This is a genomic window from Thermococcus sp., assembly GCF_027023865.1.
Taxonomy (GTDB): domain Archaea; phylum Methanobacteriota_B; class Thermococci; order Thermococcales; family Thermococcaceae; genus Thermococcus.
Map to the genome: position 1 here is coordinate 1 of NZ_JALVUC010000002.1, position 13,656 is coordinate 13,656.

The 13,656-nt window shown below is 52.7% G+C and carries 14 protein-coding genes and 2 tRNA genes; 7 read left to right on the forward strand and 9 right to left on the reverse strand.

The window, feature by feature from the left end; genetic code table 11:
• The 3 genes from MV421_RS00345 to serK form a co-directional block, all read right to left on the reverse strand.
• The coding region (locus MV421_RS00345; RefSeq protein ID WP_297517661.1) for an HAD family hydrolase at positions 1-605 on the reverse strand (605 nt) is incomplete at its 3' end.
• Between the two features lie 39 nt (positions 606-644).
• Positions 645-1,100: a DUF835 domain-containing protein gene (locus tag MV421_RS00350; RefSeq protein ID WP_297421024.1), complete on the reverse strand. Its 456-nt coding sequence runs from the start codon at positions 1,098-1,100 to the stop codon at positions 645-647.
• 102 nt (positions 1,101-1,202) lie between these two features.
• Positions 1,203-1,931, reverse strand: coding sequence for an L-serine kinase SerK (serK, locus tag MV421_RS00355; RefSeq protein WP_297517659.1), 729 nt, complete (start codon positions 1,929-1,931; stop codon positions 1,203-1,205).
• Between the two features lie 168 nt (positions 1,932-2,099).
• Here serK and MV421_RS00360 point away from each other — a divergent pair, with 168 nt between their 5' ends.
• On the forward strand, positions 2,100-3,245 hold the full coding sequence (locus MV421_RS00360) for a DUF763 domain-containing protein (RefSeq protein ID WP_297503521.1): 1,146 nt from the start codon (positions 2,100-2,102) through the stop codon (positions 3,243-3,245).
• Here MV421_RS00360 and MV421_RS00365 read toward each other — a convergent pair.
• From MV421_RS00365 to tuf, 4 genes are all read right to left on the reverse strand, one after another.
• Complete coding sequence (locus MV421_RS00365; RefSeq protein ID WP_297420799.1) at positions 3,238-4,095, reverse strand: damage-control phosphatase; 858 nt, start codon at positions 4,093-4,095, stop codon at positions 3,238-3,240. The genes MV421_RS00360 and MV421_RS00365 overlap by 8 nt on opposite strands.
• A 475-nt stretch (positions 4,096-4,570) precedes the next feature.
• Positions 4,571-4,657, reverse strand: a tRNA-Ser gene (locus tag MV421_RS00370).
• 16 nt (positions 4,658-4,673) lie between these two features.
• Positions 4,674-4,982, reverse strand: a complete 309-nt coding sequence (gene rpsJ, locus MV421_RS00375; protein ID WP_167912326.1) for a 30S ribosomal protein S10 — start codon at positions 4,980-4,982, stop codon at positions 4,674-4,676.
• 51 nt (positions 4,983-5,033) lie between these two features.
• The gene (gene tuf / locus MV421_RS00380; protein WP_297420803.1) at positions 5,034-6,320 is read right to left on the reverse strand and encodes a translation elongation factor EF-1 subunit alpha; all 1,287 of its coding nucleotides are present in this window, start codon (positions 6,318-6,320) and stop codon (positions 5,034-5,036) included.
• Positions 6,321-6,735: 415 nt separating this feature from the next.
• Between tuf and MV421_RS00385 the strand changes: the two genes are divergently transcribed.
• From MV421_RS00385 to MV421_RS00395, 3 genes are read left to right on the forward strand one after another with little or no spacing between them, the layout of a single operon-like run.
• Positions 6,736-9,402: a valine--tRNA ligase gene (locus MV421_RS00385; RefSeq protein WP_297503518.1), complete on the forward strand. Its 2,667-nt coding sequence runs from the start codon at positions 6,736-6,738 to the stop codon at positions 9,400-9,402.
• A gap of 58 nt (positions 9,403-9,460) precedes the next feature.
• Positions 9,461-9,652 carry a hypothetical protein gene (locus MV421_RS00390; RefSeq protein ID WP_297420805.1) on the forward strand — a complete coding sequence of 64 codons (192 nt, stop codon included), beginning with the start codon at positions 9,461-9,463 and terminating at the stop codon, positions 9,650-9,652.
• Complete coding sequence (locus MV421_RS00395) at positions 9,618-9,830, forward strand: hypothetical protein (RefSeq protein ID WP_297420807.1); 213 nt, start codon at positions 9,618-9,620, stop codon at positions 9,828-9,830. Before MV421_RS00390 ends, MV421_RS00395 begins: the two co-directional genes overlap by 35 nt.
• 39 nt (positions 9,831-9,869) lie before the next feature.
• Here MV421_RS00395 and MV421_RS00400 read toward each other — a convergent pair whose 3' ends face one another.
• Both MV421_RS00400 and trm10 read right to left on the reverse strand, forming a co-directional pair.
• Complete coding sequence (locus MV421_RS00400; protein ID WP_297420809.1) at positions 9,870-10,250, reverse strand: hypothetical protein; 381 nt, start codon at positions 10,248-10,250, stop codon at positions 9,870-9,872.
• A gap of 54 nt (positions 10,251-10,304) precedes the next feature.
• Complete coding sequence (trm10, locus tag MV421_RS00405; protein ID WP_297420822.1) at positions 10,305-11,417, reverse strand: tRNA (guanine(9)-/adenine(9)-N1)-methyltransferase; 1,113 nt, start codon at positions 11,415-11,417, stop codon at positions 10,305-10,307.
• A 94-nt stretch (positions 11,418-11,511) separates the two neighbouring features.
• On the opposite strand from trm10, the gene MV421_RS00410 reads away from it, so the two are divergent.
• The 3 genes from MV421_RS00410 (at position 11,512) to MV421_RS00420 (ending at position 13,653) form a co-directional block, all read left to right on the forward strand.
• Entirely contained in the window at positions 11,512-13,152 is a 1,641-nt protein-coding gene (locus tag MV421_RS00410; protein WP_297420811.1) for a glycosyltransferase family 39 protein, read from the forward strand.
• A 21-nt stretch (positions 13,153-13,173) separates the two neighbouring features.
• Entirely contained in the window at positions 13,174-13,533 is a 360-nt protein-coding gene (locus tag MV421_RS00415) for an EamA family transporter (RefSeq protein WP_297420813.1), read from the forward strand.
• A gap of 42 nt (positions 13,534-13,575) precedes the next feature.
• Positions 13,576-13,653: transfer RNA gene (locus MV421_RS00420), tRNA-Glu, on the forward strand.
• Positions 13,654-13,656: the final 3 nt, after the last annotated feature.

Here is a 13,656-nt window from a genome sequence, read left to right on the forward strand (position 1 = left end):
TAGTAGTCCGCCCCCTCTACCTTCCCAAAGCGAACCACGTTAACGGTCTTTAAGCCGGCTCTTTCTCCGGCGAGAACGTCGTGAATGCTGTCCCCAACCATCCAGGCTTCATCTGGCTTCAGATTCAGCGCTTTAAGGGCCTTCTCCACGAGGTAGGGGTTCGGCTTAACGCCGTCGAGGTTTGAGTAATCTTTCCCATAGACGGCGTCGAAGTAGCCCTTCAGATTGGAGATGTCAAGAACGAACTCTGTACACTCCCGGGAGGCGTTGCTGACCGCGGCGAGCTTTAGGCCCAGCTTTCGGAGCTCTTCGATGGCGCTCACATCGGGAAATGCCTTTATTCTGCCAAGCCTCGCCATCTCTCGCCGGTAGTTCAGATTCACCACATCCACAATCTTCCAGAACTCGACGTGATCTATCCCAAACCTCTCCACGTAGCTCCGTGGGAGTTCACCAGTTACGGTCTTCCTGTAGGTCTCGTAATCGAGTTCGATGCCGTGCTTCCTCAGCTCAGGCTTTACCCACTCCTCATACCACCCGCGATGATCGTAGCCCTCGTAGTAAACAAGTGTCTCGTCAACGTCGAAGATTAAACCCCGGAGCATGACCATCTGAGAGGGTAGGGAGTGGGGTTTAAAAACTTATCAACCCTCAAGAAGTTTCAGCAGGGCGTACTGTCTCTCATCCCACACGCTTCTCTCCGTGACAAGGTAGACCCTTCCACTATGAACTAGGGAGTAATCTCTTACAGTGTTGAGGAACTTCATGAGCACTTCAAAGCCGTTGTGAAGGGCGAGGTACTCCGGGCAGGCTATAACTACCGCCCTGTCGGGGTTCTCCCTCAAACTGTTGGTTATCTCGTTCAAAAGCCTTGGGAGCTCCCTGGGTCCGATCACCCCGGACACATTACTAACGGTAATCAGCTTCCACTCACTGGGAACATCTATCCTTGCCCTTCCAATGACCAGCGCATTCCCCTCCCGGATGGAATCCAGAGAACGGACTATCCGAAAGTGTCTCCCCTCCGGCTGTGAGCATGAGGAAGATCCACCACCCCCCCAGACCTGCAGCAGGAGCGGGGTGAGTACATTCAATACCATTCTTCTACCACCATCGGAGGATCAATCCCCGGATATAAAGTCGTTTTTGGTAAGTGGTTATGTAGGTGCGGATGCATATGAAAAAGGTTTGAAATAAAGATCTCAGAACAGCTCCTCGAGCTTGACGTCTATCTTGTCCGGGTTGAATGGCAGGACGTGTCTGGTCGTCTTCGGGGAGTAGACCTCACCGCGCTTGACGAGCTCCATCACTTCTTCCTTGGTGGGTGCCTTCCTGACGAAGACGTAGTCGATCTCACCTTTCCCCATATCCTCCCTAGCGTCCTCTTTGAGGCCGTAGTAGATGAGTTCAATTTTACCTTCTTGGTTCATCTCGTCAAGAACCCTGCTGACCTTCTTCTGCTCGTCTAGACCTCCAAGAATGGCAAAGCTCTTCTTCCCGACGAGGGCAAAGGCTATCTCACCTCTCTCTGCCTTCTCCTCAGCCCTAGGTTCCTCAACGACTTCGAGGCCTTCTCCGTTAAGCCTCTCGAGAACCTCATTGAGGTCGCCTTTAAAGGCAGGGTACCAAGTGTAGACCTTGACGCCGTCACTGAAGTAGTCGAGTATGACGGAGGGAGCGCGCTTGGCGCCGAGCTTCTGGAGGCCGGCCCAGCGGTGGTGGCCGTCAACGATAAGGTATATATCCTCGCCCGGGACCTTGGCGAGGAGCATCGGCTTCCAGAAGATTCCACTGCCAGTGACACTCTCAATGAAGTCCTCGAGCTCCTTCTGAACGAGCTGCTCGTGGGGCTTCATCTTGTCAAGCTCGATAAAAACGTAGTCAACCTTCTTCGTTGGGATGTCATACTTCGGAACCTTTTCAACTCCCATTCTTAACCCTCCGTGAGATTAAACTGCGGGCTAAAATCAACGACAGGGATAAAAAGGCTTTCCCTTTCATACAGGCATGTCCTTCCGGCTATCCTCCGATAATCTCTCAAAAAATCTGAGGATTTTAAGGAACAAGGGTTAAAACTCCGGAAGGTGTAAACAAGTCCGATGAGGAACGTTGCTGAGTTACCCCTTCACGGCGGCCACGTCCCCCCGTGGCTCGCACATAGGATGAGGAAACTCACCCGGTTAGTCCTCCTTCTCGCGGTCGATGAGTACGGGACAAAAGGTCTTCTGGAAAGGCTCTCCGACCCTGTGTGGTTTCAGGCCTTCAACAACGTCATCGGAATGGACTGGGACTCCTCGGGCTCGACGACGGTAACCGCAGGAATGATAAAGGACGTTCTCTGGAGGGAGGAATTTGGAGTAAAAGCGGCCGGCGGAAAGGGTAAGAAGAGCAGGGCAACACCGGAGGAGCTGAGGGAGATAGTGGAACTATACGGGCTAGACCCTAAACCCTACATCAGAACCTCCCGGCTGGTCGCGAAGGTCGATACAGTTGCCCTCCAGACTGGCTACCAACTCTACCATCACGTCTTCTTCCTCGACGAGGAGGGCAACTGGGCGGTTATACAGCAGGGGATGAACAAGAGGGAGAGAATGGCAAGGCGCTTCCACTGGTTTGACGCTGAGACCTTCGCCCTCGACCCCCACAAGGCGATAGCTGGCCTGAAGGCGGAGTTTGCCCTCAACACCGTATCAAGGGAGGGCAGAGAGTACCAAAAGACCCTCCTAGACATTGTCCAGGAAAAGCCGGCGAAGATAGAGCGCGAGCTTGAGAGTTTGAAGGCAATGGCGAAGGGCTACCGCCCGCTGGTCTATTACAAGCCCCGTGAGCCCTGGGAAAAGGACCTGCTAAAGCGCTACGAGAGCCTCGGGAGGATTGAGCTGAACAAGAAAGCCCTCGAGTTCGCCCGCGAGCTGAGTGTGAATAACTACGAGGAGTTCCTCCTTCTCAAGGGCCTCGGTCCGAGCACGCTCAGGGCTCTCTCGCTGGTTCTGGAGCTGGTTTATGACGTTCACCCAAGCTGGAAGGACCCTGTAACGCACCCGCCGGACCCCTTCAAGTTCACCTACGCCGTCGGGGGCAAAGACAGAGTACCGTTCCCAATAGACAAGCCGGCCTACGGTGAGCTGATTTCCTTCCTTGAAGAGCTCGTCTCGCGGCACCCTGAGGAGAAATCCCTCGTGAGAAACGTGACGAGGATCACCAAAAACTGGAAGTTCCCTGAGGGGGAGAAAAAGGCTACCTAGCCCGCATACAGACCATACTCCCCTGTGGCACCCTGAGTTCCCTCGCTATCGGCTTGCACTTTGCTTTGAGCAGGTAGAAAATCCTGCCGTCTTTCACCTCGCTGAGAGTCTCAAAGTTGCCCTGTCCCTTGGCAATTATCACTTGTGCCCTCTCAAAGACCTCCTTGAACTCTTCTGAGACTCTATCAAGCGGAACACCGACTATCCTCGTCCCGGCTGAGATGATCTCGGTAAACCCATCAAAACCCGCCTCCCTCAGGTCTTCGACGGTGGCGTCGTTGATTATCGGCCCTTCCTTTCCCGCAACGTAGATTTCAAGGTGCGGGAAGGCCTCCTTCAGCTTCTTTATGAAGAGCCTGTCGAAGTATATCTCCCCGCAGTTGTCCGTGAGGTAGAGGAGGGTTCTGGCCCTTCCAAGCTCTTCAAAGAGCTCCCCAGACTCATCAACGTAGAGCTCCTCGCCGAGCATGGTCTTAACGTCCTCCTCAATCTTTTCGGGGGCGTACCCCACGGCGAAGTCGATGACGTTGCCGATTATGGCGAGCTTGAGGGCAGTCTTCAGGTCGATTTTCTCCGCTTCCTTCTCGATGTCGGAAACAACTCCCTCCGCAAGCCTGTTCGAGAGCTCCTTGTAATCCCTGAACGGGTCGTCGTTGCCGATAGCCCTGTAAACACCGAGAAATACCTCGCTCCCAAAAATCGCGGGGATTGAATCATTGTTTATCCTCGCCATCAGCTTCGCGGCCTCGATGACGCCCCTCTTCCTAAGCTTCAGATCGTTCGTTCCAATCTCCACTATCTTCTGACACTGATTCGCGGCACAGGCAAAGCACTCGTAGTGAATCTTCATGGGGGATCACCGGAGGATGAAAGATCATGGGCTTTTTAACACCACCGGCAGAACCGCATGGGACGAAGCCCCACTCCATGAGTTCGGGGGTACAGGAAGCTTTGCAAAGCAAAATATCAGAGATGAGGGATCCTCTGGAGGCTGCTCTCTTGAGGGCTTAACTCACCCCTTCAAAAGGGATCCACCCCCCAAATGGCAAGTTTAATAAGAAACAGGCTTAGATTACCATTTTGGACGAGAATCGCGAACCTAAGAGCAAAAAACCAGTGTGCACTATCCAAGTGCAACTTTAAAAGCAGGGTTTAATTCTTAAATCAAACCCTCAGACGGTTTCAACTTTAATCAGCACCCAAAGGGCGCTTCGGGCAGTGAAACACTCCCCAAGAGCCGAATGAGCAGAAAACCCCCTTCCGAAACGCAACTTGTAGAAAAGCACTTTATTTTCCGCCAGCGCTTTGCGAGGCAAAGGGCTGAATGGCGCCGGGGCAGGGATTTGAACCCTGGTGGGCAAACGCCCACTGGCTCTCCAGGCCAGCGCCTTCCCAAGCTAGGCTACCCCGGCGCATAAATGAGAGGAATCAGGAGATAAGCTCGATCTCGATGGTGACGTCTTCCGGAACGCGGATGCGCATGATCTGGCGCATAGCCCTTTCGTCGGCCTCTATGTCAACGAGCCTCTTGTGAACGCGAAGCTCGAACTTGTCAAAGGTTGCGGTTCCCTCGCCATCGGGGCTTTTCCTGGTGGTGATCCTAATCCTCTTCGTCGGGAGCGGTATGGGACCGCTCATCCTGACGCCGGTCCTCTCTGCTATCTGTTTGATCTGGTCGGTGACCTCGTTGAGGGCCTTAATGTCCGTGCTTGCAAGTTTAATCCTCGCCTTCTGCATTTCCGTCCCTCCTAATATTCAGGGAGTAAAGGAAAGACCAGAGAAGGGGCTTCACTCACCCTTCTGGACTGATATGACCATACCTGCAGCAACGGTCTGGCCCATGTCACGGATGGCAAAGCGACCCATCTGCGGGATCTCCTTGACCGGCTCGATGACCATCGGCTTGGTTGGCCTGAGGACGACGATAGCCGAGTCACCGGTCTTGATGAACTGCGGGTTCTCCTCGACGATGTTTCCAGTCCTCGGGTCGAGCTTAGCCAGGAGCTGCTCGAACTTGACGGCAACCTGGAGGGTGTGTGCGTGGAGGACCGGGGTGTATCCGATGGTTATTGCAGTCGGGTGGTTGAGGACGATGATCTGGGCCTTGAAGGTGTCCTTCGGCCTGACGACGGTCGGCGGGGTGTCCGGGTGGCCGGCAACGTCACCGCGCTTTATGTCGTTCTTGCCGACACCGCGGACGTTGAATCCGATGTTGTCACCGGGGTAAGCCTCCGGCATGGCTTCGTGGTGCATCTCGATGGACTTGACCTCACCCTTTATGTCCTTGTGGAAGATTGTTGAAGCCGGCTCGAAGAGGACGACATCACCAACCTTGAGGACACCGGTCTCTACCCTACCAACGGGAACGGTACCGACACCCTTGATGGAGTAGACATCTTGAATTGGGATGCGAAGCGGCTTGTCGGTCGGCTTCGGCGGCTCCGGGATCTGGTCAAGGGCCTCAAAGAGGGTCGGGCCGTTGTACCAGGGCATCTTGTCGCTCTTGTGGACGATGTTGTCACCGTTCCAAGCGCTGGTGGGGATGATCTGGACGTTCTTGTAGCCGAGCATCATGAGGAGCTTCTTAACCTGGTCGGCAACGGCCTTGAACTTCTTCTCATCGTAGTTAACCATGTCCATCTTGTTGATGCTGACGATCATGTAGTTGATACCAAGGGTCTTGGCGAGGAAGGCGTGCTCCTTGGTCTGCGGCATGATACCGTCGGTGGCGGCAACCACGAGAACGGCAGCGTCAGCCTGGCTGGCACCGGTGATCATGTTCTTGACGAAGTCCCTGTGGCCGGGGGCATCGATGATGGTGATGTACCTGTGCGGGGTCTCGAACTTGGTGTGGGCAACGTCAATGGTGATACCGCGCTCGCGCTCCTCCTTGAGTCTGTCCATAACCCAAGCGAACTTGAAGGACTTGCCCTTCTCACCCATCTGCTCGAACTTCTGGATGATGTTCTCCGGGATGTTCTGGCTGTCGAACAGGAGCCTTCCAACGGTGGTGCTCTTACCATGGTCGACGTGTCCGATAAAGACAATGTTAATGTGTGGCTTCTCCTTAGCCATTTTCAAACACCTCCAAACTTTGGTCTACTCCGGCTGAGTAGGATGGCTTTTTAAATCTTTCGAACCTCGGCCCCCTCTGGCAGGAAACCCACCGTCGTTCGGGGAGACCTCACGAGTTCCGTTCCTACTTACGGGGCAGGTTTAAAAAGTTAACTAACCCGGTTTAAACACTGGCTTGTCAAGTGCGCGGGTGGTGGCTTTTTAACAAAAGTTCCAGGCAACCCCAAAATTTTTAAAGCCGCTCTCTGTTTTATACACTCTGGTGGTGCCTATCGTCCACGGTAGCACTAACTTTAGCTTCTAAACTACGGGGGTTTCTTTCTGGATTGATCCTAGTCCAGGCATCACTGTTAAAGTTTTTAAGCCACCCTTCTGAGGGTATTCCATCTTCAACAAACCGAAAAAGGTGATGACCGTGCTTCCCAAGACCTACGACCCCAACGAGATTGAGCCGAAATGGCAGAAGTTCTGGCTGGATGAACGGATTTACAAATATGAGCTGGATGAAAAGAGGCCGAGCTACGCGATAGACACTCCCCCGCCGTTCACGAGCGGAACGCTCCACCTCGGCCACGTTTTAAGCCATACCTGGATCGATATAATAGCCCGCTATAAGAGAATGACCGGCTACAACGTGCTCTTTCCGCAGGGCTTCGACAACCACGGCCTTCCAACCGAGTTAAAGGTTGAGAAAGAGTTTGGAATAAGCAAGGACCAGCCAGAGAAGTTCCTACAGAAGTGTGTTGAGTGGACGTGGCAGGCCATCGAGGCCATGCGCAACCAGTTCATTCGCATAGGTTACTCCGCCGACTGGGATCTCGAGTACCACACGATGGACGACTGGTACAAGGCTGCAGTCCAGAAGTCCCTTCTTGAGTTCTACAAGAAGGGAATGCTCTACCGCGACGAGCACCCGGTCTACTGGTGCCCGCACTGCAGGACGAGTTTAGCAAAGGCAGAGGTCGGTTACGTTGAGGAGGAGGGATTCCTCTACTACATTAAGCTCCCTCTAGCTGACGGCTCTGGTCATGTTCCGATAGCGACGACAAGGCCCGAGCTGGTGCCCGCCTGTGTGGCTGTATTCGTCCACCCCGAGGACGAGCGCTATAAAGACGTCGTCGGCAAGAAGGTGAAGCTCCCGATATTCGGGAGGGAAGTTCCGGTTATAGCCGATACCGACGTTGACCCAACCTTTGGAACCGGTGCGGTCTACAACTGTACCTACGGTGACGAGCAGGACGTGGTCTGGCAGAAGCGCTACAGTCTGCCGGTTATCATAGCCATCAACGAAGACGGAACCATGAACGAGAGGGCCGGGCCGTACGCAGGTCTCAAGACAGAGGAGGCAAGGAAGAGAATAGCCAAAGACCTGGAAGAACATGGACTCCTCTACAAGAGGGAGAGGATAAAACACCGCGTTCTCAGGCACACTGAGAGAAGCTCCTGCATGGCGCCGATTGAACTCCTGCCGAAGAAGCAGTGGTTCATCAAGGTCAAAGACTTCACAGACGAGATAGTGAAAGTAGCGGAGCGGATCAATTGGTACCCGAGCGATATGTTCCTCCGTCTGAAGGACTGGGCTGAGTCAATGGACTGGGACTGGGTCATAAGTAGGCAGCGTGTCTTTGGAACACCTATCCCGTTCTGGGTCTGCAAGAACGGGGAGGTTATCCTGCCGAACGAGGAAGACCTGCCAGTTGACCCGCGCTTTGACAGACCCCCAAGGAAGTGCTCCGACGGTAGCGATCCGGAGCCGGTAACTGACGTCCTCGACTGCTGGGTCGACTCGAGCATGAGCGCGCTGATGATAAGCCACTGGTACGACGCAATAAGAGGCAACAAGGGAGGAAAGCGCTGGTTCGAGCACAACTTCCCGACGGCACTCAGGCCACAGGGAACCGACATCATCAGGACGTGGGCGTTCTACACGATATTCAGGACGTGGGTTCTAACCGGCGAAAGGCCATGGGATGACGCCCTTATCAACGGTATGGTCGCTGGCCCCGACGGCAGGAAGATGAGCAAGAGCTACGGCAACGTGGTGGCTCCTGATGAGGTCATTCCGAAGTACGGAGCCGACGCGCTCAGGCTCTGGACCGCTTTAGCGCCGCCCGGGGAGGACCACCCGTTCAAGTGGGAGACCGTTGACTATAACTACCGCTTCCTCCAGAAGGTCTGGAACATTTACCGCTTCGCCGAGAGACACCTTAAGGACTTTGACCCGGTGAATGCCCCAGCTGAGCTTGAACCCCTCGACCGCTGGATTCTCTCGAGGCTGCACAGGCTCATAAAGTTCACCACCGAGGAGATGGAGAGATACCGCTTCAACCTCCTTACTAGGGAGCTGATAAACTTCGTCTGGCACGAGGTGGCGGACGACTACCTTGAGATGATCAAGTACCGCCTCTACGGTGACGACGAGGAGAGCAAGCTCAGGGCCAAGGTTGCCCTCTACGAGCTGCTTTACAACGCCATGCTCCTCCTCGCGCCGCTCACACCACACATCACGGAGGAACTCTATCAGAACCTCTTCCGCGAGAGGATCGGAGTTAAAAGCGTTCACCTCCTCGACTGGCCGAAGTACAATGAAGAAAAGATAGATGAAAACGCTGAAAAGCTCGGCGAGCTGGCCAGGGAGATAGTTGGCGCTATGAGGCGCTACAAGAACGGTCACGGCTTAGCGCTCAACGCCAAGCTCAAGCACGTGGCAATATATGCAATCGACAGCTACGAGAAGATTAAGGCCATAGAGCGGGACATCGCCGGAACCATGAACATCGAGAGGCTGGAGATAATACGAGGCGAGCCGGAACTCGAAGAGCGTATCATCGAGATCAAGCCAAACTTCAGAACGGTCGGGCCGAAATACGGTAAGCTCGTGCCGAAGATCACGACCCATCTCAAGGAAAACGCGGAAAAAGTGGCGAAGACTCTCAAGGAGAGCGGAAAGGTGGAATTCAAGATCGACGGTCAGAGGGTTGAACTGGCCAAGGAAGACATCATCATAAGAAAGGCAGTGTTCAGCGAGGGCGAGAAGGTAGAGACGGCGGTAGTTGAGGACGCTGTGATCCTCTTCTTCTGATCCACTTTTTGTGGATTAACCTTTTATGCCCCATGGAGAATCTACTCAGGGTGGGACCTTGAAAGCGGAGGAGCTTGAAAAGAGGATTGAGGACATGGAGACCCTGCTGAGACTCATGAAGGAAAGATACGAAGAGATGAAGCGCGATAATGAGATTTTAAGGCGTGCACTTGAGGAACTCAGACGGGAAAAAGAGCTTCTCGGGGGAGATAACGATGAAAGAAGAGGAACTGAGAAGAAAGCTCCTTGAGCTCTCCAAGAAGGAAGCCACACTAAACTTCAAGATGTACGAACTTTTCCAAGAGAACCAGACCCTGGCCATAAAACTCGCAGGTTACATAGCCGAGAACAGACTCTACGGTGGCAAGTGGAAGGATGAAACCGCCATAAAGGTCATGGACAAGTACTTAACCAAAAGGGAGAAGTGAAAAGCCCAAAACTGGGGGCAAAGTCTGAACTCCATGCCCTCACTTGAGGTGTATCTCAAAGAGTGTCGAGTCAGTTTCCCTGATAACCTCGACGTTGACGTCTCCAAACCCTTCCTTAAGCCTGTCCAGGACGTTTTGAATCATGTAGTCCTCGAGTATGTCTTCGTTCTCAATGAAGAGGGTCTTTCCGGTGTACCACACCTTGTAAATGAAGTCGTAACCGGTGAATATCTTGTTCTCCCCCTCTCCAAAGACAACGTTCCCGTTTTCGCGTATTATGTTCAAAATCGCCTGCTCCGGGCAGTGAGCCTTTCTAAACTTGGAGTAGATCCTTGGAATGACTTCACCGGGCGAGCCGTCCATAACCTGCTGGGTTCCTATGCTGTAGTTCCGGAAGAGTATCAACGCGCTGACTCCCATGGCAATCCCCAACCCAATATTGATGGGGGGTTTAAATGTCCTGCGGTTCATCCCTCAACAGTTGTAACAGAACATCGCGGCCTTTTTGAGGAGGATGACTCTGTAGACCTTCTCATGAATTATTCTCGCGCTGGATATCTTGTTGAGGTGATGTATCCTCTTCCTTTCAAGGGCTATGAGGTTTAACTCGTGGAGGATCTTTACAAAATCTTCCCACCTTATCTTAAGCCAGCTTGAATAGTAATCAAAGAGTTCTTTCTCAACCACACGGTAGGTTTTCCCGTCAATCTTATAGCGAATCACGTGCTTTGGAAGCTCCTTTCTAAGGCGCCAGCGCGCGTGCAGAGGTTCCTGCATCTCGTAAACGGCCTCATCCATGTTTTTGCCTTCGACCATCATCTTGAGGATTATCCCGAGAATCCTATTTATCCTGTCCGGAACACCTATGACATCGCCTTTAAGGACAATCTTCCTCCTGCGGACTTTTATCCCCACTCTCTCAAGCTCTTCGCCAATTTTTGGCGTCGTCTTCTTCTTGTTGCCGCCAGTGTCAACTATTCCGCCGATTATGAAGGCTCCAACGTCGAAGTCATTCTCACTAAAGACCTCATCGGCCCAGGGGTCGAGGAGAACGACCTCACTTATACCTTCTTCCTTCAAGAACTCGGCTGTCGGGCCGTCGTAGATGGTTATCCTGTCGAGCGGGCCAGTGTACATTCTCCTGAACTCACTGTTGGCCCAGGTAATTGCGAGCTCGCTCCCGGTGAAGTAGTCGCGGAGGAGGCCGTAGCACTGAACCGTCTGGAGGCAGATCTTTCCCTTCTCTGTCTGGCTGTGCTTTTCCCAGTGGTAAAGGTCAATTATGAAGCGCGGCCAGTTAGGCAACCCGCCCAGGAGGTCCTTCCTCCCGACGACCGTCTCAAACTTCTCCACCATACAAGAGGGAACGTAGGCGTAGTGGGAACCTTCAACGCGCCTTCCGTTCAAATCCCATGCGAAGAACGTCCTCTCAGGAAGTCTTACAACCGCTCCCTTGCCGTAGAAGGTCTCCACAGCCATGTCTTGGAGAACGTTTCCGGACTTCCTAAAGCGCTTTGAAAGGGCACCAACGCTCTCCACACCCCTCTCTCTAAGCGCCTCCTTGAACACATCGGCGAGCGTCTTCATGGCCATCGGCTGAGCCTCGGATGGGAGGTTAAAAAGGTTTGGCTCAGGAGGAAGGGTTAAATAAACCCCCTCCTTATCAGCGGCGGTAATTCCCGTGGAATGGAAGATCACCTACGGGGTGTTTCCCCTTATACTCGTCGTTGCAGTCACGGCTACCTTAAAGTCAATACCAGGACCACCCTACGGCGGGGACTTGTACTTTCACAACGGCATCGCGGAGGCAATTTACAGAGGAACCTTCCTCTTTCACGATCCAACGAACCTTCATGGATACGCGTTTTATCCCTGGTCATACCATCTCATAGTTTCCCTTCTCGCGCATCCATTTGGTGATACAATTCCCGTAACGGTTCACATCATGCCACCCTTAATCCTGTTGCTTTCAATGACTGGAGTTTATCTGCTGGTCAAGGAGGTGACGAACAGAAACGTGGCCCTCCTTTCAGTAGGGCTTCCACTTGCCTTAGTTTTCCCCGAGCCGCACCCCCACGTTCTCCTTCAGATGGTGATGCTCCCCCTCTCCTTCTGGGCACTTGCCAGGTATCTCAAACGACCCTCCACCCATAACGGCATTATCGTCGGCATTACTTGGGGTCTTTCAGGATTGACGCATGTACTTGGAACTTTTGGACTCGGGGCAATCCTGCTTGTCAATGCGGCGTGGGACTTCATCCAAAAACCCTGCACAAAAACCATCGAGCAATGGCTGACCCCCCTGTTGACTGGAACTCTCATTCTGATGCTTTACTGGGGTCCTCTATTGTTTGTATATCATGGACGTACCCTCAATCCGTATCAGAGCCTCGTGATGGCCCATTACACCCTTCTGGATTTTACATGGGGTATGCTGACTTTTTTCGTCTCCTACTCATGGAAAGCTGTACTGTCTCTCGTTGTCCTTTTCGGATTTTACTCGATGATTAAGGGCAGAAAGGTTCTTGCATTTAGGCTCCTGGCTTCATCAGTTGTGGGATTGTTCCTTGTGGGTGTTGTATTTATACTTCTGGGAGACCCATTAATATCGTACAAAATGCACCTCTACTACTTCACCCTTACGGTTTTGCTGTCTTCACTGGGTTTTGAGAGGATCCTTCTTTCTTCTAACAGGGTTGAGCGCTCCTTCGCAGTGGTCGCCATCATTCTGCTTCTCCTTTCCACCCTGACAGTGTCGGGATTTGTCTCGAATAAATGGACACAAAACGGGTTCGAGGAGTTCCCATTTGAAAACCTTCAGAAGTGGATACTAAGCAACACATCCCCCAATGATGTGATTCTGAGCAATTATGAGTCGTCTTTTATGATCTTCTCGATTTCCGGGCGGAAAACGGTTCTCTTCAGGAGAACTCATGCATCGCCATTTGTTGATTATAACCGCAGAAGTGCGGATATGATGGTTGCCCTGTTGGGGGACAACACCACAAAAAGTCTTGAATTGCTCAAATCATATCATGTTCGCTACATCTACATCGACGGAATGACCGCCAAAGATCCCCTGTGGGTCCCATTCTCTTACAAGGAGTACCTAGTATCCCATGGCGTTCCGTGTAAGGTAGAATGGGTGCGATATGATCCAGCGGATCCGGAAAGCACCAAAATAAAGGCATGCGTTGCCAACTTTAGTGTTTCAAGAATTTTAACTTATCTGAAAGTTGTTTACAAAGATAATTGGTCTACGATTTTTGAAGTCGAATATCCGAGTGATAGCACAAATCGCTTGGTTTATAAATCCGACTGAGCAAAAATGACGGGTGATAACATGAGGTCATTAACCTACATCAGCCTCGCCCTGTCCCTGCTTCTTGCTGGTGTGAGCCCGATATTCTTCAAACTCGGCCTTAAAGGGGTTAGTGCTTACGGTCTCTCCTTCGATGCAGTCAAAGCGTTTCTCACAAACAGATACGCCCTTATTGGACTCCTGCTGTACCTCATCTCCTCAGTCCTTTGGTTGTTCTCGCTCTCTAAACTCCCGGCTAGCCTTATGTACCCCCTCCTGAACCTCGCTTATGTAGTGACCGTAATCCTAGCCGCGGTTTATCTTGGAGAATCCGTCCATGCCCTCCGGTGGGTGGGGGTGGGCCTCATAATAATAGGGAGCATTCTGGTGGGCATTAACTGAGCTGCGAAAGGTTTTTAAACGCTCGTCCTCCCCTAATATCGAGCCCCGGTGGTGTAGCCCGGTCAAACATGCGGGCCTTTCGAGCCCGCGCCCCGGGTTCAAATCCCGGCCGGGGCACCATAA